We start from the raw sequence: 23,619 nt of genomic DNA on the forward strand, positions 1-23,619 counted from the left end.
TGCTCCCCGTCGATTGGATATGAATAGGCCCGTAACGGACCGAGGTTATCGAATTGATCGCTTCGCTTCACTTTATTTCTTATCGGGCAATTTTTCAACCGGTGCCGTTTTATCGCGCATACGAAAAAAGTCCGCATCGATTACGAGCTCGAGCAGGCGGTCGAGGAGCGGATCAGGCTCGTTTAAGACGCCGGCAGGCAAATCGATGCGGACATATTGAATTTAGGATAGGGTTACAGCGGGGAAAGCTTGAGCTCGTCCGCCCCATCCAGCTTGGCGATCATGTCGTCCCATTCCTTCGGCCGGTTCGGCAATGCCGAATAGTATCCTTTCAGAAAGCGGGATACGAGCGAAGCGTCGACCGTATCCGCGTCTTCATCGGCGGAAAGGAAGCCGAGATCGAGCTCCGACACCGCTTTGCCCTCGTGATCCCAGGACGGATGAACGTAGGAAAAGTCCAGCTTGCGGTAACCGAGATGCGACAGCACTTCGCGCCTGACGGCCGGATGCATCGCGATCACGTTGCCGAACCGGAGGGACGTCACGGCGTGCGGCTTGTAGATTTCCGCGAACATGCCGAGCGATTCCGTACCGCTTTCCTTTTCCAACCTGCGTAGATCTTTGGACCTGTTCGCGTAAAGAAAACGCCCGATGCCGAGGTTCGAAGCGCCGACGATCGTGAAATCGGTCATCGCCACGCGTAAATCCGGATAATACCGGTATTCCGTGGCGCCGACGATCGCCCCTTCGTGCACGGCGACGTACACGTGGATGTCGGGATCCGAGATCGGCTCCTTCCACAATTCGAATGCCAGCACTTCCTCCGGCGGGAAAATCGAACTCATCATTTCGTGCATGGCGGCGAAATTCGGATCTTCGATCGAGGTTACGCGGATATAATCCAAGTTAGTCATTCTCCTTGTCAAAAGGGTTTCTCCACTCCATGAGCGCGGCGAAGCCCGCGGACGACTCGTCGTCCAAATAATCGGCGACGACGCCGACGGGCATTCTGCCGCATGCTAGCAAAAACGTGATGACCGGATCCCGGCGCTTCCCCTCGCACGCCTCCGCCAAATAAGTCTCAGGCGTCAGCTCGTTCGACACGGCGGCGTAACCGGGCATTCTACCGCCCCCTAATAGCCTGAAGCATCGCAGATGCACGACGGTCTCGTACATCGCCTGCATCAGTTGCTTGCCGATACCCAACTTGCGGTAGTCCGGCGAGACGCAGATGTCAACGACATAGATGGTATCGCCGTCCGGTTCGTGATTGCGAATATAGCCGTCGTTCGTCGCCGTCGACCAAATCTCGTGGGCGCCGCTTGCGATCCGGCGCCTGAGCGCTGTCATCGAACCGACGACGGCGCCGTCGATCTCCGCGCACAGCGCCCCTTCCGGGAAACGGTTCACGTGTTCGGACAGTTGTTCGACGTTCCACAACAGTTCCGGCGGGAACGGCGGCGGAAAACATTGCTCCTGAAGAGCGATTAGTTCCGCGAAGTCCCCCCATTCATAATTGCGTATCGTGACCTCGTGCATGCGACCCCGATCCGGAATTTTGAACCTTTTGTACACGCGTATGCCGCCTCCAGTCCGTAAGCCCGGGTACGTAAGGCGGATATCGCTCTCCGGCACGCCCGTCAACGCGACTTATTACCCCTTACTCCCCTCCTATATTATAGGATAGGACGAAGCCCGGGCAAGCGGGAATCGTCCGCTTTCGGCACCCCGTCGCCGCCGCGCCTTACGGAGCGCGGCAAATGAGAAAACGTTCATCCATTTCTAAGAAATGCCTCAAGGTCCAGTAATAACGCCATTTTCCGCTCTCCTTGGAAAAATATAGTCGATTCCGCGTTTGTTATACTGAACGACATGACAGATGACTTCGCGACAACGGACTCGCATCGAAAGGATGGATGAACGGCATGGGTTGGACGAAGACATGGCTGCGCCGGATCGCCGTCGTCGGGCTTAGCGCGACGATCGCATTCGTCGGAGCGGCCGTCGGCGGAGGCCAGCGGGCGGAAGCGGCGCAGGCGGCGAGCAAAACGGACAAAATCATATCTCTCGGCAAACAATACATGGGCGTTAAATACAAATTCGGCGCGACGCCGGGTTCGACGAAATCGTTCGATTGCTCAAGCTTCACCCAATACGTATTCGGCAAAATCGGCATCAAGCTGCCGCGCGTATCCAGCTCGCAAGCGACGAAAGGCGTCAAGGTCGCGCGCAAAAACTTGATAAAAGGCGATCTCGTCTTCTTCCGCGTCGCCCGGACCGGAAACAAAATCGGCCACGTCGCCATCTATATCGGCAATAATAAAATTTTGCATACATACAGATCTACCGGAGTCACGATATCGTCTCTCGGGGAATCTTATTGGAACACCCGCTACGTCACCGCAAGACGCGTACTGTAAGGAGTTTCAAAGAAACCGGCATTCGGATCATCCGAACGCCGGTTTCTTTGCGTTTATTTACGCGGGAATTGGATCGAGATCGTCGTGCCGTTTCCCTGCTTACTGTAGACATCGACTGTTCCTTCGTGGATATCGATGATTTTCTTCGCGATCGATAAGCCGAGCCCGCTTCCGCCGGTCGATCTGTGCCGCGCCTCGTCCACCCGGTAAAACCGGTCGAACATGAAAGGAATCTCGCTCTCGGGAACGCCGATGCCGTAATCCGACACCTCGAGCTTGATGGCGTTCTTCGACTGGCGAATGCGCAAGTCGATCGGCTCTTTGCTGTACTTGATCGCATTGTCGATCAGGATGAGCAGTAGCTGGCGAACCTTATCCTTGTCGCCTTTCATATGGACGGCGTTGTCGGAATGGACGCGGATTTCCCTGCGGAACGTCTTGCCGAGCACCTCGGACAGCTCCCGGACGACGCTCGTCACGTCGAAGCGGGAGACGTTCATCCAATCGTCCTGCTCCGCTTCGGCGAGCGTCAGCATCGAACGGATCAAATGCTGCAGTCTTTCCGTTTCCTTCGCTATCGCTTCGATCGCTTCGTCGCGCACTTCCGCGTTGTCCCTGCCCCACCGCTTCAACATGTCCGTGTAACTGGAAATGACCGTCAACGGCGTCTTGAGCTCGTGCGACGCGTCGGCGACGAAGTGCTTCTGGTGTTCGATCGTCCGGTCGATCCGGTCGATCATCTGGTTGAACGCCCTGACGAGCTGCTGCAGCTCGACCGATTCTTCGCGTCCGTTCAGTTTCACCCGGTAAAGCTTGCCGCTTCGGTCGATCTCCCTCATCGTCTGCACCATCTGTCCGATCGGACCGGTCAACCGCGACGTGAACCAATACGTCCCGAAAATCGCGAATACGATCGCGCCCACGCTCGTGACGCTGAGCGCGCCGATAAGAATTTGCAGGTAGCTGTCCAGGACGGTCAGTCGGCGGGCCGCCTCGACCGTCCCGATCAGATGGCCTTGATCAAAGAACGGAACGGACAAATACAGAACGCGTTGGCCGTTGATATGCCGCGTCTCCGACAGGTTATACGGTTGCATCTGGGGAGGGATGGTCAACAATTCCTCGTCGGTCCCGACCTGATTCGCGACCCGTAAGTCGCCCGTGACGATTCTGAGCATTTCGTTATAGTTGTACAGGTCGGTCAGCAGCTTCGGATCCTCGAGTCCTCTCATGTCTTGCTTGCGCAAGTTATCGATGACGAGATCCGCCTTGTTCGTCAATAGCTGAAGTTCGCCTCTCGTCGTTACCCGGATGACGAAGAAGTAAACGAAGATGTTATACAGGATCAAAATAAATATAAGCCAGAATACGGTAAAAAGCGTAAATCTGGATCTTAAAGTCATGCATCGGGCTCCTTCAGCATGTATCCGACGCCGCGCACGGTATGCAGCAGCTTGTGCCGGTAACCTTTGTCCATCTTCTGGCGCAAGTAACGAATGTAGACGTCGACGACGTTCGTATCCCCGATGTATTCGTAGCCCCAGACGTCCGACAGGATCTCGTCCCTTGTCTTCTCGGCGTTCTTATGCCGCGCCAAGTAAAGCAGCAGCTCGAATTCCCTCGGGGTCAAGTCGATCGAATGATCCTTGCGGAACACTTTGCGGGTGAGCAGTTCTATCGACAGGTCGCCGATCTTCAGCACGTCCTCGCTCTCCCCTTCCCGCGACGCCTTGAAAATGCGTAGCAGGTTGCGTACCCTCGCGAGAAGCTCTTCCATCGCGAACGGCTTCGTGATGTAGTCGTTCGCGCCGTGTTCGAAGCCGCTCACCTTGTCCGGCACCGTATCCCTCGCGGTCAACAGAATGACGGGAACGGCCCCGTCGTTCTGGCGCAGGCGGCGCAACACCTCGATGCCGTTTAATTGCGGAAGCATGACGTCCAGCAGAATCAAATCCCATTCTCCGGAAACCGCCATCTCCAACCCTTTGCGCCCGTCCGCCGCGCGTCCCACTCCATAGCCTTCGTGCTCGAGCTCCAATTGGAGAATTCGCGCGATCGCGTCCTCGTCCTCGATGATCAAGATGTTCTCGTTGTTCATATCATTCACCTCACGAATATAGAAGCCAACCTATCGCGGCCGCCGCTACGGCAAGCAGCCAAGGCGGACAGCCCCAGACGGCGATCGCCAAGAATCCGGCGCCCGCCGCGATTAATTCCTTCTCGGTATGAATCGTGCCGATCCATACCGGATCGTATAACGCCGCCAGCAGAATGCCGACGACGGATGCATTCACGCCGCTTAACGCGGCTCTTGTCGTCCGGAACTCCCGAAGCCTGCCCCAGAACGGCAGGACGCCGGCGACGAGCAGGAAAGACGGGAGAAAAATGCTTATAAGTAATAGGATTGCCCTAAAAATGCTATCCGTTCCGGTCGAGGACGCCGCTCCCAAATAGGCGGCGAACGTAAATAAAGGTCCCGGAACGGCTTGCGTCGCTCCGTATCCCGCGAGGAAGCTCCGCTCGTCCGTAAAGCCGCCTCCGACGATCTCGTCGTGAAGCATCGGCAGCACGACGTGGCCGCCTCCGAAGACGAGCGAACCGGCGCGGTACCCGATATCCGCGAGTTGTGCCGCCGAATGCGGCCATGCCGCGGCAAGCGCCGGCAATCCCGCCAGCAGCGCCGCGAACAGGACGAGACAGCCGACCGCTCCCGCAACCTTTCGATTGCCGGGAACGCGTTCCTCCGCCGCGCTAGGGCTGGCGTTGGTTGGCCGCTTCTCATCCGTTCGCGGTTTAAGCAGCATCGCTCCCGCTATTCCGCATAGCGCGATCGGCGCCAACTGTCCGATCGCGCCCGGCACGGCGATGGCGAACGCCGCAGATGCCGCGACCATAGCGATTCGGGGCTTGTCCGGGGCGAGCGTGCGTCCCATGCTCCATACGGCGTGAGCGACGACGGCGACCGCGGCAAGATTCAAGCCGCGAAGCCAACCCGCGTCCGCTATGGCGCCATGTCTGGCGAGGAACGCGAACGCCGTCAACAACAACGCCGACGGCAACGTAAAACCGAGCCAAGAGACGATACCGCCGAGCATGCCCGCGCGGCCGATTCCGATCGCCATGCCGAGCTGGCTGCTAGCCGGACCGGGCAGAAATTGACATAACGCGGTCAAATCCGCGAATTGTTCGTCCGAAAGCCACTTCTTGCGACTCACGTACGTTTGCCTGAAATACCCGATGTGCGCGACGGGTCCGCCGAACGAGGTCAATCCTAACCTCAGCGCCGTAAGTCCCACTTCCGACAACCGTCGCCGACCGTTTGCCATTTTCGGTTTCTCCTTCGCGAAAACGCCTTACTCCCATCCCTATTGTATCATGGCTGTCAAAGCCAAGAAAATCGGCTCGAATTCGGGCGGAATCGGACCCGAAGCATCATGGCATGTCCGAGGCTACCTTAGCGACCGGCGCGCAACGTCATCGATCGGACGACCGCGGGCATCCAATTCGCGAATGCCGCCGATATCGCTTGCGCCGAACCCTCGTCCGCCGGCAAGCCTTCTCCGTTCCATAGCGCGCTCAGCATGCGATCGGCCGGCAACTCCGGAAAAAAAACCGCGGGAGCTGCCGGAAACAGACGAAGCCAAGCGGCCCGCTCCCGGAAAGGACGGTCCCGGTTCGCGATCCAATCGCATTCGACGTTGCGGCCGGCCGCTTCCCTTAACAGCTCCTCGCAGGCCATCTGCCTTCCGGGCGTCCACTTGACGGGATAACAATCCGCCGCGAATACGATGCGGTCGGCGTGACGCGTCAGCCATTCCCCCGCGCCGGGACGCTCCCAGCCCCCGGAGACGTCCAGCAAAACGACCGGAACGCCCAATCCGCGAAGCCATGCCGCGAACGCTTCCCGCGTACCTTCTTGACTCGACGAATCCGACGGATCGAGCGGGTAATACGCCGCCTTGCCATAGCGCCAAGCGGGTACGGCGGCTTCTCCGCCGCCCGCCCTGGAGAATACCGCCCCGCCGGGCATGCGCCTCATGCCGTCTAGGCGGGCGTACAGCTCCGCTTCGCCGCCGGGATATTCGACGAGCGCATGCGCGACGCCATTCTTCCCAAGCGCTGCCGACAGGGCGAGCGCGACCGTCGTCGCTCCCGCTCCGGGGTATGCTGACGCGATCGCGACGACGGCAACGGACGAATCGCGTTTCGCGTAACGGCTAGTCTCATCTTCGACGAGGAAGTCATCTCTCGGCGAACCGGCCTTGCGGGGACGCCCTTGATCCCTTCCGACGACTTCCCCGATCGCGCCGAGCTCACCCGCAAGCTCGGCCGCGGATTGCGGTCGGCGCGAAGGGTCGTCCGAGAGCATCCGCCCGAGCAATCGGGCGAACGCTTCCGGGACGTCAGCCTGCAACTCGTCGCGCATGTCGCTCTTTCGGCGCAACGCGAATCGCCCGCCGGACAGCAGGTAATAGGCGAGCGCGCCAAGTCCGTACAAATCCGTGCGGGGATCGGACTGTTCCCCTCGAAGCTGTTCGGGAGCGGCGAACCCCGGCGTTCCGAGCATAAGCGTGTCCTTGGCCGAGGAAGCCCGGTAGCGGCGGGCAATGCCGAAATCGACGAGAATCGCCGCGCCGTCCCGATCCAGCAGCACGTTGGCCGGCTTCAAGTCGCGGAACACGACGGGAGGCCGCTGCGCGTGCAAATAGACGAGCACGTCGCACAAGTCGGCGACCGCCCGGAGCACGAGCGGGAACGGCAGCGTCCGCCCGTACTTCTCGAACCTTTCAGCCAGCGTATCGCCCGCGATATAGTCCATGACGATGCACGCGATGCCTGCGTTCTCTTCGGGCGAATAATAGTCGACGATCGCCGGCAGTCCAGGGTGCTCCAGCTCGCTAAGCAACCGCGCCTCCGGCAGGAACGCGCGGCTTTCCTCCGCTAACGGGCGCGTCAGCTTAAGCGCGCGCCGCTTGCCGCCGAGCCGCGTATCCTCCGCGAGATAGACGCGGCCCATTCCTCCTTTGCCGATCGGCATGACGATAGCGTAACGCCCCGCGAACAGCTCGCCGGGAGCGAGCGCGACGTCTCCGTCCGCTCCTCTCGCGCTTCTTTCCATAGTTCCCGTCCTCCCTCGAATGCGCATATACAAAAATCCCGCGTCGCGGACGGCCTCCTCGGTTAGCGAAGAGACCGTCCGGCCGCGGGATGCTTTCCCTGCCGTAATGCCGTGCCGGTTATTTTCTTTTCACCCACATTGTAACTTCTTCCCGGTTATGAAACAACTGTTTTACTTTCAAGATATCGAACCGGTAGCCGTATTCCTTCGTCAGCTCTTGAATGCTCTGGAACGGCTTGCGGTACATAAGCTTCAGCGTGATGATGCCGGACGCGCCGGCGGACAGCACGTCCGCGAGCTCGTTCACGATCATGCACGTATGGTGCGGATCCCAGCTCATGTCGCAGACGAGAAGATCGAACGAACCCGGCGCGAACGACACTTCGGCCGCGTTGCGCCGAATGTGGCGCAATCTCGGGTGCGTCTCCAGCGACGGATCCATCTCCGCCGGATCGACCGCCGTTACTTTCAACCCTCTTTCGAGCAGGACCGACGTCCACCCGCCGGGCGAGGCGCCCAGATCGAGCGCGTGGGAGAACCGATCGAGCGGCAAGTTGAACGCCTTCTCGGCTTCGAGCAGCTTAAAAGCCGCCCGCGAGATGACGCCTTCGTCCTTCCGGAAGCGCGGCGCGCCTCCCGGCCAGTCGGACAAGTTATCCCGAGGCGTCGAACACCCGACGAACAGCTTCTTTTTCGTCGCGTAGACGCTCACGATCCAGTCCGCTTCGCGCGCGACCGGTTCTCCGCCCAGCTCCCGGACGACGGTCGCGATCTCGTCCCGGCCTTCCGCGGAGCCGAAAGGAAACGGGCTATGTTGTTCTTTGCGTACTTGGATCGCGACTTTGGCGTCGCGTACCCGTTCCCCCAGCGTCGCGGCGTAAGCCCGAAGCGACTCGGCCGTCGTCTCCGGATCGCCCGATACGTCCATCTCTTGTTCTACCGGGAACATATGCCGAAGAAATACCGGCTCTTTCTTTCGCAAGTCCTTCAGCAGCGTTTCCGTCTCGACGTCGCCGTTCGTGAACGTGAACGTCTCTCCCGGCGCGAGTCCGGACACTTTCGTTCCCGGAATGCGCCTGCGGATTTCTTCCATCGCGTAGGGCGCGAATCCCGGGTTCGCCGTAGCGGCGTAAGTCGTCATTTGCTCGTCACCTTTCCGACCTCGATCCACGGCCGCTCGTCTTTCCATCGGATGTCGATCGGCAGATCGTAGGCTTCCTTCAGCCAGTCCGGCGTCAACACCTCTTTCTTCGGACCGGAAGAGAGAATGCGCCCCTCCGCCATCAGCGCCACGTGCGTAAACAGAGGAATGATTTCTTCGATATGATGCGTTACGTACAGCATGGACAATTGTATAGAAGATAAGTCCGACAACGTCGCGAGAAACTTCTCCCTCTCGTACAGGTCGAGGCCGGCGCAAGGCTCGTCCAGAATGAGAAGCTCGGGAGAAGCCATCATCGTACGCGCGAGAAGCGCCTTCTTGCGCTCTCCTTGCGACAGCGTACCGAAGGGCTGTTCCGCGAGAGGGCCCAAACCGACCCGCTCGAGCTCGGCGAACGCGCGCTCTCGGACGTCGGCTTCGATCTCGACGTAGAAGCGCAGGAACGCGAACGCTCCGCTCGCGACGATCTCCCAGACGGGATCGCGCAACGTCATTTTCTCGATCAGGGCGGGGCTTATGTAACCGATTCTTTTGCGCATTTCCCGGACGTCCACTTGCCCGTATCGTTCCCCGAGCACGTCGACCGTGCCGGACGTCGGAAATTGGTATCCCGTTATGATTTCCAGTATCGTCGACTTCCCGCAGCCGTTGCGTCCGAGCAGCGTCCAATGCTCTCCCGGCTTCACGTCCAGGTCGACGCCTTGCAGAATAAGTCGGTCGTCCCGGCGGAAAGTCAGATCATGTAATCGGATCATCGTCCATCCCTCGCGTTTCTCATCGTCTCTACCAGTTCCGTCACGGAAGGGAAACGGTAATTTTTCGTCCATTCGCCGGAAGCCTTCTTCACGAGAAGACACGGAACGCTCTCGATTTGGAACCGTTGCGCAAGCCCCGGCATGACGTTCAAGTTCGCCGCGGACACCGGAAGTTCCGGCACGAGCGCCTCCGCGACGGCTAGCATCTTTTTGGCCGCCAGGCAAGTCCCGCATAGAGGCGTGTGTACGAACACGGCGAACGGCGCAGAAGCGAACGTCCATTCCTTCATCCAATTCGCCGGATCCCATTCACGCATTCGCTTTCCCTCCCGACGCGGCGGCGGCCTCCAGCACGCTCTGCGGCATCGGCCCGTCGTGCACGACGACGCCCGCCGGATTCGCGGCCCGCAGCTCGCGCACCATCTGCTCGCGGCCGTACAAGCTGGACGAGTGAACGTACACTTCTTTCGGATACCGGTCCCGGACGATCATTCCATGGACGACCGCGAGCCCGTTCGGCTGTCCGTAACCGAGCTCGAAATCGAGCGACAGCAAGTTAACGTCGCATTCGGCGAGCAGCAATAAGCACTCCTCCGCCGACCTGGCGACGACGAACCCTTTGGGACACGCGCGAACATCGTCCAAATATACGTTGATCATCGGACAGCCTCCCCCGTCTCTTCCAACCACCGTCGCGCGAGCGCGACTTGTTCCCCGTGCGTGCCGTCAGCGCCCGCGGGCGTCTCCAGCACGAAAGGTACTCCCCCAAGCTCCGGCGTCGCGAACAAGTCGCGCAAGCCGCTTTCGCCGATATAGCCTTCGCCGATCGGCGCGTGCCTGTCTTTGAGCGAACCCGATCCGAATCGGGAATCGTTCAAGTGCACCGCCTTCACGCCTCCCCAGAAGCCGACGGCCGCCGCCCTTTCCGAGAACGCTTCCCAACGTTCCGGTTGCCATTCGCCGCTCGCGAACAAATGGCAACTGTCCAAGCAGAAGCCTACCTTGTCCGGCTCGTCTACGAGCGAACGGATTTGCGCGAGCTCTTCCGGCGTCGTGCCCATCGGTCCCCGGTCGCCGGCTTGGTTTTCCAATAAGATCAACGCTTTGCCCCGCCATCGCGACAAGACGTCGTTGATCCACGAGATGGCGTTCTTATAGCCTTGCAGCGGATCCGCGCCTTTGTAGTGGCCGAAATGGACGACCACGCCGAGAGACCCGCAAGCTTCCGCGATCTCGAGATCGTTGAGCGTGCAGGCCGCCATAGGTTCCGCCGAATCGCCGCCGGCCGCCGGGTTGACGGCATACGGGCCGTGGGCGATCGATACGATGCCTCGTTCCGCGCACCACGAAGCGCATTTCCCCGCATCCGCGGCGTCGAATGCTTTCACGCCGATCGCCCGTGGGTTTTTCGGAAAATACTGAAACGCGTTGCCCCCGATATGCGCCGCGTACTCAGCCGCTTTGCGATAGCCGTGTCTCGTGCTGACGTGGCTTCCAATCCGGATCATTCAAGCCGTTCCTTGGCAGGAAGGACAGAAATGCATTTTGCGTCCCGCCGCCGTTTCCGATCGGATCGGCGTTCCGCAGGACAAGCAAGGTTCTCCCGCGCGGTCGTGCACCTTGCGCGATTGCCGGTAGCCGCCCGACGATTCGTCGCCCGCGATTAGCGGATGCACCGTGTAGCCGCCCGCTTCGATCGCTTCCGCGAGCACGTCTCTCATGGCGCGGTACAGCGCTTCCGTTCGCTCCGGCGAGAGCGAGCCGGCGGAAGTCGCGGGATGGATGCGCGCGGCGAAAGCGATCTCGTCCGCGTAGACGTTGCCGATGCCGGACACGATCCGTTGATCGGCCAGCGTCGTTTTCAGCTTGCCTTTCTTACCGGCAAGCCGCTTGGCGAACGCCTCCGGCGTCAATCTCGAATCGAGCGCGTCGGGCCCCAGCTGCTTCATCTGCTCGATCGCGGCTTTCGCCGTCAGGCGATGCAGGTGCGCCGCTTTCATATCGCCGAACAGCAAAGCGTTGCCGTCGTCGAACGTCAGAACGACGTGGGCATGAACGTCCGCCCCCGAAGCTTCGTCGCCGTAATAGAGCCAGCTATCCGCGGACAAAGTCAGCAACAACCGGTAACCGTCGTCCAAGTGAAACAGCAAGTGCTTGCCGCGACGCTCGACGAACAGCAAGACGCGACCCTTCAGCGCTTCCCCGAAAGCCTCGGGCGTTTCGTTGACGGCGGCGGGCCGCTTGATCGCGACTCCCGCTATTGTATGACCGCATAACAACTCGGATAATTTCGTGCGGTAATGCTCCATTTCCGGAATTTCCGGCATTCTGTGATCTTCCCTTCCGCTTTAGCCGCGCGTATGATCGTTATCGCCTCGATGGCGTCCATTATAGCATATTACCCAGCAATTGCATGACTTCCTCAGGTCCGTCGCATACCGCGTCCGGCGTGACGCCCGCATCCCCGCACAGCTCGCGCCAGTTGTCCGGCGTGCACAGTCCCGTCAATACTAGCACGGACGGGCAGCCCGCGTTTCTCGCGGCGGCGAGGTCGGTATACGGGTTGTCGCCGACGACCCATGCTTGATCCGCGGCCGTGCCGGCGCGCTTCAACGCGAAATCCATGATGATCGTCGACGGCTTGCCGATGACGAGCGGAGACTTGCCGCTTGCCGCTACCAGAATGGCTCCGAGACTCCCGGCACCCGGAAGAAACCCGTCGCCGACCGGCAGCAGCCGATCCGGGTTCGTCTGCACGAAGCCGGCTCCCGCGAGCAGGTGTCTCGTCGCTTCCGTCAGCCGGGCGTAAGTCGCCTCTCGATCGAGGCCTTGGACGACGAGATCCGCGCGGCCGTTATCCGATGCGCCGGCGACGTCACGATCCTCGCCGACGAGAAGAAGACCGGCTTCGCGAAGCGCTTCCTTCAGGCCGCGCTCTCCGATCGCGAATACGGCGGCACCCGGCTGCCTCGCTTGAATATCGTAAGCGGCGGCCAGCGCGGAGGTGACGATTTCTTCGCGTTCCGCGACAATGTTCATATGCAGGAGATGCCCGGCGACGTCTTCGGGCGTCCGGGTCGAGTTATTCGTGACGAAAAGCGGAACGAGCGACTTCGAACGTACGTAAGCGACGAGCTCGGAAGCGCCCGCTATCGGTTCGTCCCCGCGATATAACGTGCCGTCCAAGTCGAACAGCAGCGCGCGCGGGGACGGAAATTTCATTAATGCCGTTAAATTCGTTTCCATCTTACGAATCGCATGAGTCATGATGCGGTCATTCCTTCTCCCTGTCGCTTAGCCTCGCCGCCTTCTCCCGAAGCCGGGCCAAGCGGCGTTGCCAAGCTTCTTTCTCTTCCCTCATCTTGGCGGCGTTGGTCCCGAGCTTCGCCCGGCGATGGACGAGCTCCAATGCGTTCTCCGCGTAACGAACGGCGACGCCCGGTTGCTTGTCCCGATGCTCGTAGTAGATCGCGAGCTCGAGATGCGCCTCCAGCTTAGGCGCCGCGGAATGCTCCGCCCTGTCCGCGGCTTGCTTCCATAACGGCAATGCGAGACCATGACGCCCGGCTTTCTTGTACCGGGCCGCCAGAGCCAAGCCCCATCCGCCGTCCCCGGCATCCTCCCGCTCCGCGAGCCTGGCGAACAGCCTCTCCGCGACGTCCGCCTTGCCGTGAAGCTCCAACCAGCAAGCCGTGCGGTACAATTCCTCGCTGCCGGCTTCGTTCGCGTGCGATTCCATGTCGCGTTCGCTTAACAATACTCCAAAATGAACGCATAGTGAAGCGAGAGTCAGAATATCTTTCTCGTTATGAAGAAACACCCCTCGAAGATGCTCGGGATCGCCATCGCTTAAATACCGGAAGTATAGCGCGGGCGCGAGCGATCCCGGCACGTCGTCCTCCCGGACGAAACCGAGTCTCTCGACCTCCACCGTCGCGAGACGGCAAGACGCGAGCGTGTTGCGCCACAGCGCCCTGGACGGATGCAGGAAATCGAGATGCGCCGGCTCCGCCCCGTTCTTGCGCCAACCGTTCAAAATAAAGCGGTTGACGAGCACGGGCCAGTCGAACGTTCGGCCGTTATACGTCACGAGGTGACTGCGTCCGCCCATCTTATCGAGCAAATAAGCGAGCATCGCCTTCTCTTCCCCGGGATGGCGAATGAGCGCCTGCTCGACGACGAACGCGTCGTCTTCGCAATAGCCGAAGCCGATCATGAACGGCACGTTGCCCGCGCCGACGCCGAGTCCCGTCGTCTCGGTATCGAGGAAGAGCAATCGCGACACGTCGAGCGGCTGTCCGGTCTCGGTTTCTTTGTTCTGGCGGTGGGCGACCGGCGATAAATAACCCGTTAGGGATGACAATTCGGACAAGTCGTAAGTGCCATGGCGATACGGGTACGGATATCGGATTTTACGGAGCAGGAAAGAACCGAACTCGGTCCGCTCCGAGTCGATGCCGAGTTGGCGAAAGCCTTCCGGTATCGTCTCCGCGCCGACTTCGGACACGTCCGGCCCTTCCATAGAAGCATCGGCCCCGCCTCTATCCGCGACGGACTCCATGTTCGCGGTCCCGATGTCCGCCTCCGGCGTTCCTTCCGCGGGCGAAACGCCGCGAAGCCTGCCGAGCCTCTCGCGCAGACCGCCGCTCATCGTTGTTCCCTCACGCCGGCGAGCATGGACAACGCCAAATCCTTGCCGAGCAGGCCGACTTCCTCGATCGGACCGACGCATGCCGGACAGCCGCTCAGGCAGCCGCACCCGACGATAAGCCGCTGCGCTTCTTCGAGCAACACATCATGCTTTTCGTATAGACGCTCGCTGAGGCCGATGCCGCCCGGGTAACGGTCGTAGAAATAGATCGTCGGCCGTTTCGTGTGCGTCGCCTTCACTTGCGGCACGACCCGGATGTCGAGCGGATCGCACATCAGATGTAGCGGCGCGAGATGAATGAGCACGTTCGCGAGTCCGAGAAGCGCCATCTGCATGTCGTTGGCGCTCCGCTTGGCCGACTCCTCCTCCGAGAACGAGAACCAATACCCGCTCGTATGGAGAATTTCTTCCGGCAGGTGAATCGGTCCGCTTCCGATATTCTCGTGCGTGCGGAGTCGGATTTTTTTGAATATCGTCGGCTTCGCCATGACGGTCACTTCCCCGTATTGCCGGGTAAGCGGTCCGGACGCCGACTCCCGGTCGACGTGAAGCACCTTCAACTCGACGGCCAAGCTCGCGTCCGTGAAGTAGTCGACGTTCACCTGTCGGACGTACGCCTTCTTCTCCGGATAATCGAGCTTCTCGACTTGGTATTGCACGCCTTCGTGCAAGTAGATCGCTTCCTCGTGAACGAGCGTCGGCGCGCTGAAGCGGTCGACCTCGCCGATGACGCGATGGCCTTCCGTCATGTCGATGATGACGATGTTCTCCTGCGCGGCCGAACGAAGCGAAATATTGTGGGCGGGAAAGGCCTGCTCCATCCAGTACCAGCGATTGCCGACCCGGTGCAGCACCTTCTCCTCCGCGAGAAATTCGAGCAAGTCGACGAGCTTCTCTCCGCCGAACGTGTCGCCCTCCTCGAACGGTAGCTCGTAAGCGGCGCACTTCAGATGGTCGAGCAAAATAAGCAGGTTGTCGGGGTGGATGCGCGCCTCTTCCGGAGGGCGGCCGAGAAAATAATCCGGATTCTGGATCAAGTATTGATCGAGCGGATTGCTGCTGGCGACGATGAACGTGACGGAGCTGCCCTGCCTCCGCCCGGCTCGCCCGGACTGCTGCCACGTGCTGGCGATCGTGCCCGGATATCCGTTCAGCACGCAAGCCTGAAGCTGACCGATGTCGATGCCGAGCTCGAGCGCGTTCGTGCTGACGACGCCCCTGATCTCGCCGCTGCGAAGCCCTTTCTCGATTTCCCTGCGCAGCTTCGGCAAGTAGCCGCCGCGGTAGCCGCGTATCGATTTCGTTCCGAGCTCGTTCTTGATCGCGTCCTGCAGGTAGGTCAGCAAGATTTCGACCCGCACGCGGCTGCGCGCGAACACGATCGTCTGGATGCCGCTCTTGAGCAGCATCGATGCCAGCTTCTGGGACTCCAGCACGCTGCTTCTGCGAATGCCGAGCTGCTTGTTCACGACGGGCGGGTTATAGAACACCATGTGTTTCTCCCCGGCGGGCGCGCCGTTGTCGTCGACGAGGGCGACTGTCTCCCCGAGTAGCCTCTCCGCGTGTTCGCGCGGATTGCGGATCGTCGCCGACGCGCACAGAAATTGCGGCTCGCTGCCGTAGAACTTGCATATTCTCTTGAGCCGGCGCACGACGTTGGCCACATGGCTGCCGAACACGCCCCGGTAGGAATGGAGTTCGTCTATGATGACGTATTTGATATTTTCGAACAGCTTGACCCATTTCGTATGGTGAGGCAGAATCGCGGAATGGAGCATGTCGGGATTCGTCACGACGATATGGCCCGCGTTGCGGATCGCCTGGCGAACGGTCGGCGGCGTGTCGCCGTCGTAAGTATGCGTCTTGATATCCGCCTCCATCAAGTTCGCCAGTTCTTGAAGCTCGGCGACTTGGTCTTGCGCCAGCGCCTTCGTCGGGAACAAATACAGCGCCCTGGCGCTGTCGTCCTTCAGCAGCGTCTGGATAACGGGCAAATTATAGCAAAGCGTCTTCCCCGACGCGGTCGGCGTCACGGTGACGACGTGCCGTCCCGCGTTCACCGCCTCGAAGGAAGCCGCTTGATGGGTATACAACCGCTCGATGCCTTTGGCGCGAAGCGCTTCGGCGAGCTTCGGGTGGATGGACGCCGGAAGCTCCGCCGTGCGAGAAGGACGCGCGGGCTCCGTATGCCAGTGCGTCACGTTGTCCATCAGCTCGGGCTTGCTTCGCAGCAGGTCGAGCCATTCGTCTACCGACTCCGTTCGGAGCGTCCACGGATTCATGTTCATTTCCCCTAGATCTATAATACTTTTATTGTACAGAATATATGTTCGCACGGCAACGGTGCTTGCGCGAGTCTTTTCGACAAATGCATGCGCGGAATCCGCTTCGGATCGGCCCGATCCCCGCCCAACGCTCCGATTGCGACAATTCGTGTCGTCTCCTGCGCTTTCCCGGGAAAAGTTTTTCCTTCCGTATAGGAGGACGCGCATTCTTGCATACTAGTCGACGTCACGTCAACCTAATTCCCGATAAGAAGGAGACACGAACATGGCCAAACCGGACGACCGTTCCGACAACGTCGAGAAATTGCAGGAAGCGGTTCAGAACACGATCGACAATCTCGAACAATCGGAGCATTATTTGGACGAACACGCGGAAGAAATCGGCTCGCAAGAACGGAATGCGTTAACCGAGAAAAACGAAGGACGTCGCGAGGCGATCTCCAGCATGAGAAGCGAAATCAAGGACGAAGCGGACGCCGCCGAATAACCCGATGGCCAAAAAGATCCCCGTTCGACGCGCCGCTCATCGGCGAATCGTTCGGGGATCTTTTGCGAGCGTCATACAAATGGCGCTTCCCACGTTTTCTTATGCCAGCCCAGCTCTTCGCGCACGATATTCATCCGCTCGTCCAACGTCACTCGAGCACGGTACGGCCATTCGCCCGGGCGCCAGAAGCGCATATCCGTCCACGTGACGACGTATCCGCCATCGGAAAGCGCTGCCCACGAGACATACTCCTTTTTGGCGAAGCCGCGAAGCGTCCGGACGGCATCGGCCCGCCGACTAGCTTCAACGCAAGCGTGTTCCTCGCATACGGGAACCGTTGCCGACGGTAGCCACCGTCTCCCTTCGATCGTCCCCGTCTCGAATCCTTTATCCGTCTGAACGACGTATTGCCACCTGAACCACCATAAGCCCGGCAGCACATAGCTCGATCGCCACCTTCGAAATCTTCTTCGCACGCGACGGACGACGAGCCGATGGTGGGCGATTCTCCACGCGACGTAGATGACGGTCGCAGCCCAAGACGACAAGCAAGTCCAAGAGACGACGAGCGGCTCGCCGTATATCGCGGCGATCGCCGCGGATGCGTGAAGACAGAAGAGCCAAGGATCGGTCAGCGTCAGCGTGTCGAGATGCAGCCATCGCCCGCTGAAAGGACGCAGCCATTGGACGCCGTATCCGTTCGTATAGTCGAATAAGACGTGAATGACGACCGCCGCGAACGCGATGGAGATCAGCAACGCCATGTGCGTCATCTCCCCCGCCGCCCATGCCGTTAGAGCGCCGATCGCGCCCGACCATAGAAACCAAGCCGGGATCGAATGGCTGACGCCGCGGTGATGCTTCAAATACTTTTCGCGGCCGAACAGTCGCATAGCCGAGTCGAAATCCGGCGCGTGCGAGCCGATCAGGGACGCGGCGACGACGGCGGACGAGAGGGCGGGATCTTGAGCGACGGCCGGGTGAAAAAGGGCGATTCCGGATAACGTGGCGCCGAAGAGCAGATGCGAACCCGTGTCCATGATGACGGCCTCCTTAGCGGAATGCTTTCCTCTTCCGATCGTAACGGACGACGATTCGGAGAAGATCATCGGCGCGTTATCCTGCCGTTATCCGCGAAAAAAAAAAACCGCCGGAAGGGAAGCGCGATCTCCGCTTCCTTGCCGGCGGTTCCGTATGGCATCGATTAGACTTTCTCGACGTTGAAATACTGCGCTTCCGGATGGGCGAACACCATCGCGGACACGGACGCTTCCGGCTCCATCATGAAGCCTTCGGTCAGTTCGACGCCGATGTCCTCCGGTTTCATGAGAGCGAACAACGGACCTTGATCTTCCAAGTCCGGGCAAGCCGGATAACCGAACGAGACGCGAATGCCTTGGTAACGCGCGCCGAAACGCTTCTTCATCGTCATGTCGGCCGGATCAGGGAAGCCCCAGATGTCGCGCATGATGTGGTGAACGCGTTCCGCCATCCCTTCGGCCACCTCGAGCGCCGTCGCGAGCAAAGCATGCGAACGCAAGTAGTCGCCGTTTTGTTTCCACTCTTCCGCTTGCTCCCGCGCGCCTTGACCCGCCGTCACGACGAGGAATCCGACCGTGTCCATGATGCCGCTCTCGACGGTCTTCAGGAAGTCCGCGAGGCATAGGAACGGCTCCACTTGCTGACGCGGGAACGTGAACTTATGCAGCACGCGGCTCGTATCCGCCGGATCGTAGACGAGAATGTCGTTCCCGTCCGATTGCGCCGGGAAGAACCGGTACATCGCCTGCGGATTCAGCCAGCCTTTCGCTTGCGATTGGCCGATGATCTCGTCGACCGTCGCTTTTAAGTTCGTCGTCCGTTCGTCCCCCGCCGCGAGCAACTCCTCGACGTTTCCTTTTAACCCGAGGTGATGTCCGAGCAGCATTTGCATGTTCACGTAAGGCAGCACGTGCGACATCGGATAGTCGCGCAGCACGTGGCGGTCGAAGTCCGGCGCCTTGAAGATCGGCGCGTCCTTCGAGATGTTCGAGACGCGCGAGCGCGAAGCTTGCGGCAACTCCGGCTTCGGCTTGTCGGCCTCTTCCGCGAGCTTCGCCTGCCCCGCCCAGTGCTCCTCGATGATCCGCGCCCGATGGCCGGGATCGCTCAGCTTGTTCGCGATGTCGAGACCGTCCATCGCGTCCTTCGCGTACAAGACGACGCCCTCGTACTCCGGCGCGATGCGGGTTTTCGTGAATTTCCGCGTAAGCGCGGCGCCGCCGACCAAGATCGGCGCGTCTATGCCCGCGTTACGCATATCCTGCGCGGTGATGACCATCTGCGCGGCCGACTTGACGAGCAAGCCCGACAAGCCGATCGCGTCCGGCTTCTCGAGGCGGACCGCTTCGATGATCTGGTCCGGCGGAACCTTAATGCCGAGATTCACGATATGATAGCCGTTATTCGAGAGAATGATCTCGACGAGGTTTTTGCCGATATCGTGCACGTCGCCTTTGACGGTCGCGAGCAGGATTTTGCCTTTGACCGCGGATTCGTTCTTCTCCATATGAGGCTCCAGATGCGCGACGGACGCTTTCATCACTTCGGCGCTCTGCAGTACTTCGGCGACGATCAGCTCGTTGTTGTTGAACAACCGGCCGACCTCTTCCATCCCGGACATAAGCGGTCCGTTGATGATCTCAAGCGGCGGATACTTGGCGAGCGCCTCGTCGAGATCCCCAGCGAGGCCGTCCTTGCTGCCTTCGACCACGTAGCCGGCCAGACGTTCTTCCAATGTCAGGTTGTTTTCCTTGACCTTCTTCTCCGTCTTCTTGTCGCGGAAAGCGGCGACGAACGCGGCGAGCGTCTCGTCGTTCGTATTATAGATCAACGCTTCGGCGAGCGAACGTTCGTGCTCCGGAATCGAAGCGTAACGCTCAAGCTTCTCCGTATTCACGATGGCGTAATCGAGGCCGGCTTTCGTGCAATGGTACAAGTAGACGGAATTGAGCACTTCGCGGCCCGCGTCCGGCAGGCCGAAGGAGATGTTGCTTAAGCCCAGAATCGTTTTGGCGCGCGGATACTTCTCTTTGATCATCCGGATGCCTTCGATCGTCTCGACCGCGGAACCGATATATTGCGGATCCCCGGAGCCGACCGGGAACATGTTCGGGTCGAAAATGATATCGTCCGGATTCATGCCGTACTTCCCGGTCAGAAGCTCGTACGAACGGGTCGCCACTTCCATTTTCGCTTCGCGGGACACCGCTTGGCCTCTTTCGTCGATCAGAATGCAGACGACGGCCGCGCCGTATTGGTGGATAAGCGGCAATATTTGCTCGAACTTGGATTCGCCGTCCTCCAAGTTGATGGAGTTGATGATCGCTTTGCCTTGCGAATATTTCAATCCGAGCTCGATGATGTGATCGTAAGTCGAATCGAGCATGAGCGGCGCTTTGATCTTCTTCGTGACCATCGGGAGAAAATGGTTCACCGCGTACGCCTCGTCAATGTCCGTGTCCTGCAGGTTGATATCGATAATATGGGCGCCGCCCTTCACTTGCGCGCGCGCGATATCCGACGCTTCGTCGAACTTCTCTTCCTTGATCAGGCGCTTGAACTTCCTGGAGCCCGAGATGTTCGTCCGTTCGCCGATCATGATCGGACGGTTGTCGTCTTCGATGAACACCGTCTCGATGCCGGACACCGCCGGAGGGTGGGTGCCTTCCGGTTTACGGGGAGCGATCGTCTTCATCGCTTCGGCCATCGCGGCGATATGGGCGGGCGTCGTGCCGCAACAGCCGCCTACGACGTTAATCCAGCCTTGCTCGGCGAAGCCTTTCAGCTTCGTCGCGAGCGATTCGGGAGATTCGTGGTAGTGTCCGTTCTCGTCCGGCAAGCCCGCGTTCGGATAACAGCTGACCGCCGCGTTCGTGATGCCCGACAGCGTGCGGATATGATCGCGCATGAATTCCGGACCCGTCGCGCAGTTGAGGCCGATCGAGATCGGTTTGAGATGCTCGAGGGAGATCGAGAACGACTCGATGTTTTGTCCCGCGAGCGTCGTGCCCATCGGTTCGATCGTGCCGCTGATCATGATCGGCAGCTCGCGACCGAACTGGGCGAACGCGTTGCGAACGCCGATGCCGGCCGCCTTTACATTAAGCGTATCTTGGCATGTCTCGATGAGAATGCAGTCGACTTCGCCTTCCATCAGCGCGACCGCCTGCTCCTCGTAATCGTGCACGAGTTGGTCGAACGTCACGCCACCTGTTACGGACAGCGTCTTCGTCGTCGGACCGATCGCCCCCGCCACGTAACGCGGCTTATCGGGCGTCGAATATTTATCGCAAGCTTCCTTGGCTAGCCGGGCAGCGGCGAGATTGATCTCGCGAGACTTCTCCGGAATATCGTATTCCGCCAGCACGAGCGCCGTAGCGCCGAAAGTGTTCGTTTCAATCAAATCGGAACCCGCCGCGAGGTAGGCTTCGTGAATGCCGCTAATGACGTCCGGACGGGTCAGTACGAGCAGTTCGTTACATCCGTCGAGGTCGTCCCCGCCGAAATCTTCCGCGGTCAAGTCCGCTTGCTGAATCATCGTGCCCATGGCGCCGTCGAGGATGAGAATGCGCGATTTCATCGCCTCTTGCAGAGACGGTTTCGTTTGCGTTAAAGTCATAGTGGAGTCTCTTCCCCTGTCTGTCAAATCATTAAATTCTATAGTAACAGAATCGACACTGCACGAAAAGATGCACGTCGACAGCCTGCGGGAATTGGACTATAATAATGTCATGAATACCTATTGGGAAAAGAGGGATTAACGGATGGCTGAAATTCGCATTCGCAATACGAACGAACGGATCTCCGGAGAGCAAGAAGTTCTCGAGTTCCTGACGAAACAAAACGTCCTTTACGAACACTGGGACGCTAGCAAATTACCGGCTGACCTCGTCGAGAAATTCACGCTGTCGGATGAAGACAAGAACGGTATCCTGTCCGCTTACGAGTCGGAGATTCGCGACTTGGCGAACCGTCGGGGCTACAAAGTATGGGACATCGTCGCCCTCTCCGAAGCGACGCCGAACTTGCCCGACATTCTGAAGAAGTTCGAGCAAGTGCACACCCACACGGAAGACGAAGTGCGCGCGATCACGGCCGGACGCGGCATCTTCATTATTAAAGGCGACGAGGAAACCGGCTATTTCGACGTCGAGCTGGGCGTAGGCGACGTTATCTCCGTTCCGGAAGGCCAGCCACACTTCTTCACCCTGATGGACAACAAAGCGATCGTCGCGGTCCGCTTGTTCATCGAGCCGGCCGGTTGGGTCGCCGACCCTTTCGAAGACCCTACATTCGTCAAGTAATCGATGGTCATGGAAAAAGCGCCCTTGCGGGGGCGCTTTTCGTTTATCGTTTATCCGTTTAAGGCTTTAAGCAAATCGTGCAGCTCCGTCAAGCTCGCGATTTCGTAAGAAGGTACGATTTCGTCCCCGCGGGTCGCGCCATGACGGTTGATCCATACGGAAGTCATGCCGATTCGGTTCGCGCCGAGGATATCCGTCGTCAGCTTGTCGCCGACCATAATGCCCTCTTCCGGCGAGATGCCGATCTGGTCCATCGCGTGGGCGAACAAGTTCGAGGAAGGCTTGCCTTCGCCGAAGTTGCCCGAGATGACGATCGAATCGAAATAAGGAATGAGTTCGGGCATGCCGTTCAGCTTCTCTTGCTGCAGATCGGGCGATCCGTTCGTCAGCAGCAACAGCTTGTACGACTTCTTCAGCTCGTCCAACACGGCGAACGTCTCGTCGTAGACATATTTGAGCTTTCGGCGCAGCGCCGGAAAAGATTCCGCCAGCTTCTCGCCGAGCTCCGGATGGTCGACGCCGAGCGCGGCCAACCCTCTCGTCCAAGCTTGTACGCGATACTCAGGCGCAAGCTGCTGAAGCTTGCGGAACATCGGGTGATCCCCGCGTTCGAACTTGCCCCATAGCGCTTCGAACGGATTAATCCCGATCATCTGCGTGAACGGGAACGTCTCGTACGTCTCGTACAATGCCCTCGCTTCGCGGCGAACGGCCGCTTCCAGTTCTTCCTCGCTCACCCCCGCCGCTTCGGCGGCGATCCTGCACGTTTCTTTGAACGCTTCGCTTACGCTGCGATCGTCCCATAATAACGTATCGTCCAAATCGAAAAGCACGGCCTTAACCGTCATGCTGCCTTCTCCTCACTTTGCCTTGACTTCCCAGTCGATATGATGAAGCTCGGCGAACGCCTTGAGCCTTTGTTCCATGTCATGAATCGGAAAACGGTTCATCAGCTTCGAGAACACCCAATTGGCGCCCTTCACCGACTCGACGATCACGTATCCGGGCTGAATGGTGATTTTACGGATTTCGCCCGGACGAAGCGTCTTATAACCCGTGAATTTGCGCGTTTCGAGCGTATCGCGCGTCACGGACAAATAAGGCCGACGCAAGTAGTAGAATACGGCGAGAACGACGTAACAGCCGACAGTCAACCAGAACATCGTCGGATCTTGCATGAAGTCCTTCGACCAAGGCTGCGCGAGCGTCACGTACAGTACGATCAGCATGAGCAACATCACGGGAACGACATAGTTGCGCCCCTTGAATCGGTCGACTTGCGGTCCGCTCGAAGTAATACCCTTCTTGCCATCCTTCTTGCGGCGTTTGTTGATTTCTTTCGAATTTTTCGAGACCATGCGTTCCCACGAGCGGGACATAAGCTTCCTCCTTAGT

The 23,619-nt window shown here is 59.5% G+C and carries 22 protein-coding genes; 3 read left to right on the forward strand and 19 right to left on the reverse strand.

Going from position 1 to position 23,619, the window contains the following annotated elements; genetic code table 11:
* Nucleotides 1-233: 233 nt before the first annotated feature.
* Entirely contained in the window at nt 234-905 is a 672-nt protein-coding gene (locus ACFPPD_RS02700) for a GNAT family N-acetyltransferase (protein WP_209742867.1), read from the reverse strand.
* Nucleotide 906: 1 nt separating this feature from the next.
* Nucleotides 907-1,539, reverse strand: a complete 633-nt coding sequence (locus ACFPPD_RS02705) for a GNAT family N-acetyltransferase (RefSeq protein WP_209743654.1) — start codon at nt 1,537-1,539, stop codon at nt 907-909.
* 386 nt (nt 1,540-1,925) lie between these two features.
* Here ACFPPD_RS02705 and ACFPPD_RS02710 point away from each other — a divergent pair, with 386 nt between their 5' ends.
* On the forward strand, nt 1,926-2,420 hold the full coding sequence (locus tag ACFPPD_RS02710) for a C40 family peptidase (RefSeq protein WP_209742869.1): 495 nt from the start codon (nt 1,926-1,928) through the stop codon (nt 2,418-2,420).
* Nucleotides 2,421-2,473: 53 nt separating this feature from the next.
* On the opposite strand, the gene ACFPPD_RS02715 is transcribed toward ACFPPD_RS02710, so the two are convergent.
* The 13 genes from ACFPPD_RS02715 to ACFPPD_RS02775 all read right to left on the reverse strand — a co-directional run bounded on the left by ACFPPD_RS02715 (nt 2,474) and on the right by ACFPPD_RS02775 (nt 16,389).
* Nucleotides 2,474-3,823: a HAMP domain-containing sensor histidine kinase gene (locus ACFPPD_RS02715; RefSeq protein ID WP_209742871.1), complete on the reverse strand. Its 1,350-nt coding sequence runs from the start codon at nt 3,821-3,823 to the stop codon at nt 2,474-2,476.
* Complete coding sequence (locus ACFPPD_RS02720) at nt 3,820-4,518, reverse strand: response regulator transcription factor (RefSeq protein WP_209742873.1); 699 nt, start codon at nt 4,516-4,518, stop codon at nt 3,820-3,822. The genes ACFPPD_RS02715 and ACFPPD_RS02720 overlap by 4 nt, the downstream gene beginning before the upstream one ends.
* A gap of 10 nt (nt 4,519-4,528) precedes the next feature.
* A complete protein-coding gene (gene chrA / locus ACFPPD_RS02725; protein ID WP_209742875.1) occupies nt 4,529-5,746 on the reverse strand; it encodes a chromate efflux transporter in 1,218 nt (405 codons plus the stop codon).
* 128 nt (nt 5,747-5,874) lie between these two features.
* Entirely contained in the window at nt 5,875-7,539 is a 1,665-nt protein-coding gene (locus ACFPPD_RS02730; protein WP_209742877.1) for a serine/threonine-protein kinase, read from the reverse strand.
* A gap of 118 nt (nt 7,540-7,657) precedes the next feature.
* Nucleotides 7,658-8,680, reverse strand: coding sequence for an SAM-dependent methyltransferase (locus tag ACFPPD_RS02735; protein ID WP_209742879.1), 1,023 nt, complete (start codon nt 8,678-8,680; stop codon nt 7,658-7,660).
* A complete protein-coding gene (locus ACFPPD_RS02740) occupies nt 8,677-9,456 on the reverse strand; it encodes an ABC transporter ATP-binding protein (protein WP_209742881.1) in 780 nt (259 codons plus the stop codon). Before ACFPPD_RS02740 ends, ACFPPD_RS02735 begins: the two co-directional genes overlap by 4 nt.
* The gene (locus ACFPPD_RS02745) at nt 9,453-9,773 is read right to left on the reverse strand and encodes a thioredoxin family protein (RefSeq protein WP_209742883.1); all 321 of its coding nucleotides are present in this window, start codon (nt 9,771-9,773) and stop codon (nt 9,453-9,455) included. Before ACFPPD_RS02745 ends, ACFPPD_RS02740 begins: the two co-directional genes overlap by 4 nt.
* Nucleotides 9,766-10,116, reverse strand: a complete 351-nt coding sequence (locus tag ACFPPD_RS02750) for a cyclic-phosphate processing receiver domain-containing protein (RefSeq protein ID WP_209742885.1) — start codon at nt 10,114-10,116, stop codon at nt 9,766-9,768. The genes ACFPPD_RS02745 and ACFPPD_RS02750 overlap by 8 nt, the downstream gene beginning before the upstream one ends.
* Nucleotides 10,113-10,964, reverse strand: coding sequence for a deoxyribonuclease IV (locus ACFPPD_RS02755; protein WP_209742887.1), 852 nt, complete (start codon nt 10,962-10,964; stop codon nt 10,113-10,115). Before ACFPPD_RS02755 ends, ACFPPD_RS02750 begins: the two co-directional genes overlap by 4 nt.
* A complete protein-coding gene (mutM, locus tag ACFPPD_RS02760; protein ID WP_209742889.1) occupies nt 10,965-11,783 on the reverse strand; it encodes a bifunctional DNA-formamidopyrimidine glycosylase/DNA-(apurinic or apyrimidinic site) lyase in 819 nt (272 codons plus the stop codon). It abuts the gene before it with no gap.
* Between the two features lie 61 nt (nt 11,784-11,844).
* On the reverse strand, nt 11,845-12,723 hold the full coding sequence (locus ACFPPD_RS02765) for an HAD-IIA family hydrolase (RefSeq protein ID WP_378081198.1): 879 nt from the start codon (nt 12,721-12,723) through the stop codon (nt 11,845-11,847).
* Between the two features lie 7 nt (nt 12,724-12,730).
* Complete coding sequence (locus ACFPPD_RS02770) at nt 12,731-14,107, reverse strand: ribonuclease H-like domain-containing protein (RefSeq protein ID WP_209742891.1); 1,377 nt, start codon at nt 14,105-14,107, stop codon at nt 12,731-12,733.
* Nucleotides 14,104-16,389 carry a DEAD/DEAH box helicase gene (locus ACFPPD_RS02775; RefSeq protein WP_209742893.1) on the reverse strand — a complete coding sequence of 762 codons (2,286 nt, stop codon included), beginning with the start codon at nt 16,387-16,389 and terminating at the stop codon, nt 14,104-14,106. Before ACFPPD_RS02775 ends, ACFPPD_RS02770 begins: the two co-directional genes overlap by 4 nt.
* 268 nt (nt 16,390-16,657) lie before the next feature.
* Here ACFPPD_RS02775 and tlp point away from each other — a divergent pair, with 268 nt between their 5' ends.
* Entirely contained in the window at nt 16,658-16,879 is a 222-nt protein-coding gene (gene tlp / locus ACFPPD_RS02780; protein ID WP_209742895.1) for a small acid-soluble spore protein Tlp, read from the forward strand.
* 71 nt (nt 16,880-16,950) lie between these two features.
* On the opposite strand, the gene ACFPPD_RS02785 is transcribed toward tlp, so the two are convergent.
* Together ACFPPD_RS02785 and metH are read right to left on the reverse strand one after the other, a co-directional pair.
* Nucleotides 16,951-17,919, reverse strand: a complete 969-nt coding sequence (locus ACFPPD_RS02785) for a metal-dependent hydrolase (protein WP_209742897.1) — start codon at nt 17,917-17,919, stop codon at nt 16,951-16,953.
* A gap of 164 nt (nt 17,920-18,083) precedes the next feature.
* On the reverse strand, nt 18,084-21,539 hold the full coding sequence (gene metH / locus ACFPPD_RS02790; RefSeq protein ID WP_209742899.1) for a methionine synthase: 3,456 nt from the start codon (nt 21,537-21,539) through the stop codon (nt 18,084-18,086).
* A 145-nt stretch (nt 21,540-21,684) separates the two neighbouring features.
* Between metH and ACFPPD_RS02795 the strand changes: the two genes are divergently transcribed.
* Nucleotides 21,685-22,224, forward strand: coding sequence for a cupin domain-containing protein (locus ACFPPD_RS02795; RefSeq protein WP_209742901.1), 540 nt, complete (start codon nt 21,685-21,687; stop codon nt 22,222-22,224).
* A gap of 50 nt (nt 22,225-22,274) precedes the next feature.
* Here the strand turns inward: ACFPPD_RS02795 and ACFPPD_RS02800 are convergent, their stop codons facing one another.
* Nucleotides 22,275-23,072 (reverse strand): HAD family hydrolase, encoded by a 798-nt coding sequence (locus ACFPPD_RS02800; RefSeq protein ID WP_209742904.1) that lies wholly within the window; start codon nt 23,070-23,072, stop codon nt 22,275-22,277.
* A gap of 12 nt (nt 23,073-23,084) precedes the next feature.
* On the reverse strand, nt 23,085-23,603 hold the full coding sequence (locus ACFPPD_RS02805) for a hypothetical protein (protein ID WP_209742906.1): 519 nt from the start codon (nt 23,601-23,603) through the stop codon (nt 23,085-23,087).
* Nucleotides 23,604-23,619 lie beyond the last annotated feature (16 nt).

Origin of the sequence: Cohnella suwonensis (assembly GCF_042655365.1) — a bacterium.
GTDB classification, from domain to species: domain Bacteria; phylum Bacillota; class Bacilli; order Paenibacillales; family Paenibacillaceae; genus Cohnella; species Cohnella suwonensis.

Bases quoted from the DNA above. Each gene is read 5' to 3' on its own strand.
- ACFPPD_RS02710 (WP_209742869.1), top strand. From the start codon at position 1,926: ATGGGTTGGACGAAGACATGGCTGCGCCGGATCGCCGTCGTCGGGCTT.
- ACFPPD_RS02745 (WP_209742883.1), bottom strand. From the start codon at position 9,773: ATGCGTGAATGGGATCCGGCGAATTGGATGAAGGAATGGACGTTCGCT.
- ACFPPD_RS02765 (WP_378081198.1), bottom strand. From the start codon at position 12,723: ATGACTCATGCGATTCGTAAGATGGAAACGAATTTAACGGCATTAATG.
- ACFPPD_RS02775 (WP_209742893.1), bottom strand. From the start codon at position 16,389: ATGAATCCGTGGACGCTCCGAACGGAGTCGGTAGACGAATGGCTCGAC.
- ACFPPD_RS02800 (WP_209742904.1), bottom strand. From the start codon at position 23,072: ATGACGGTTAAGGCCGTGCTTTTCGATTTGGACGATACGTTATTATGG.
- chrA (WP_209742875.1), bottom strand. From the start codon at position 5,746: ATGGCAAACGGTCGGCGACGGTTGTCGGAAGTGGGACTTACGGCGCTG.
- ACFPPD_RS02805 (WP_209742906.1), bottom strand. From the start codon at position 23,603: ATGTCCCGCTCGTGGGAACGCATGGTCTCGAAAAATTCGAAAGAAATC.
- ACFPPD_RS02785 (WP_209742897.1), bottom strand. From the start codon at position 17,919: ATGGACACGGGTTCGCATCTGCTCTTCGGCGCCACGTTATCCGGAATC.
- metH (WP_209742899.1), bottom strand. From the start codon at position 21,539: ATGACTTTAACGCAAACGAAACCGTCTCTGCAAGAGGCGATGAAATCG.
- ACFPPD_RS02715 (WP_209742871.1), bottom strand. From the start codon at position 3,823: ATGACTTTAAGATCCAGATTTACGCTTTTTACCGTATTCTGGCTTATA.
- ACFPPD_RS02755 (WP_209742887.1), bottom strand. From the start codon at position 10,964: ATGATCCGGATTGGAAGCCACGTCAGCACGAGACACGGCTATCGCAAA.
- ACFPPD_RS02705 (WP_209743654.1), bottom strand. From the start codon at position 1,539: ATGCACGAGGTCACGATACGCAATTATGAATGGGGGGACTTCGCGGAA.
- ACFPPD_RS02740 (WP_209742881.1), bottom strand. From the start codon at position 9,456: ATGATCCGATTACATGATCTGACTTTCCGCCGGGACGACCGACTTATT.
- ACFPPD_RS02770 (WP_209742891.1), bottom strand. From the start codon at position 14,107: ATGAGCGGCGGTCTGCGCGAGAGGCTCGGCAGGCTTCGCGGCGTTTCG.
- ACFPPD_RS02750 (WP_209742885.1), bottom strand. From the start codon at position 10,116: ATGATCAACGTATATTTGGACGATGTTCGCGCGTGTCCCAAAGGGTTC.
- mutM (WP_209742889.1), bottom strand. From the start codon at position 11,783: ATGCCGGAAATTCCGGAAATGGAGCATTACCGCACGAAATTATCCGAG.
- tlp (WP_209742895.1), top strand. From the start codon at position 16,658: ATGGCCAAACCGGACGACCGTTCCGACAACGTCGAGAAATTGCAGGAA.
- ACFPPD_RS02795 (WP_209742901.1), top strand. From the start codon at position 21,685: ATGGCTGAAATTCGCATTCGCAATACGAACGAACGGATCTCCGGAGAG.
- ACFPPD_RS02730 (WP_209742877.1), bottom strand. From the start codon at position 7,539: ATGGAAAGAAGCGCGAGAGGAGCGGACGGAGACGTCGCGCTCGCTCCC.
- ACFPPD_RS02735 (WP_209742879.1), bottom strand. From the start codon at position 8,680: ATGACGACTTACGCCGCTACGGCGAACCCGGGATTCGCGCCCTACGCG.
- ACFPPD_RS02720 (WP_209742873.1), bottom strand. From the start codon at position 4,518: ATGAACAACGAGAACATCTTGATCATCGAGGACGAGGACGCGATCGCG.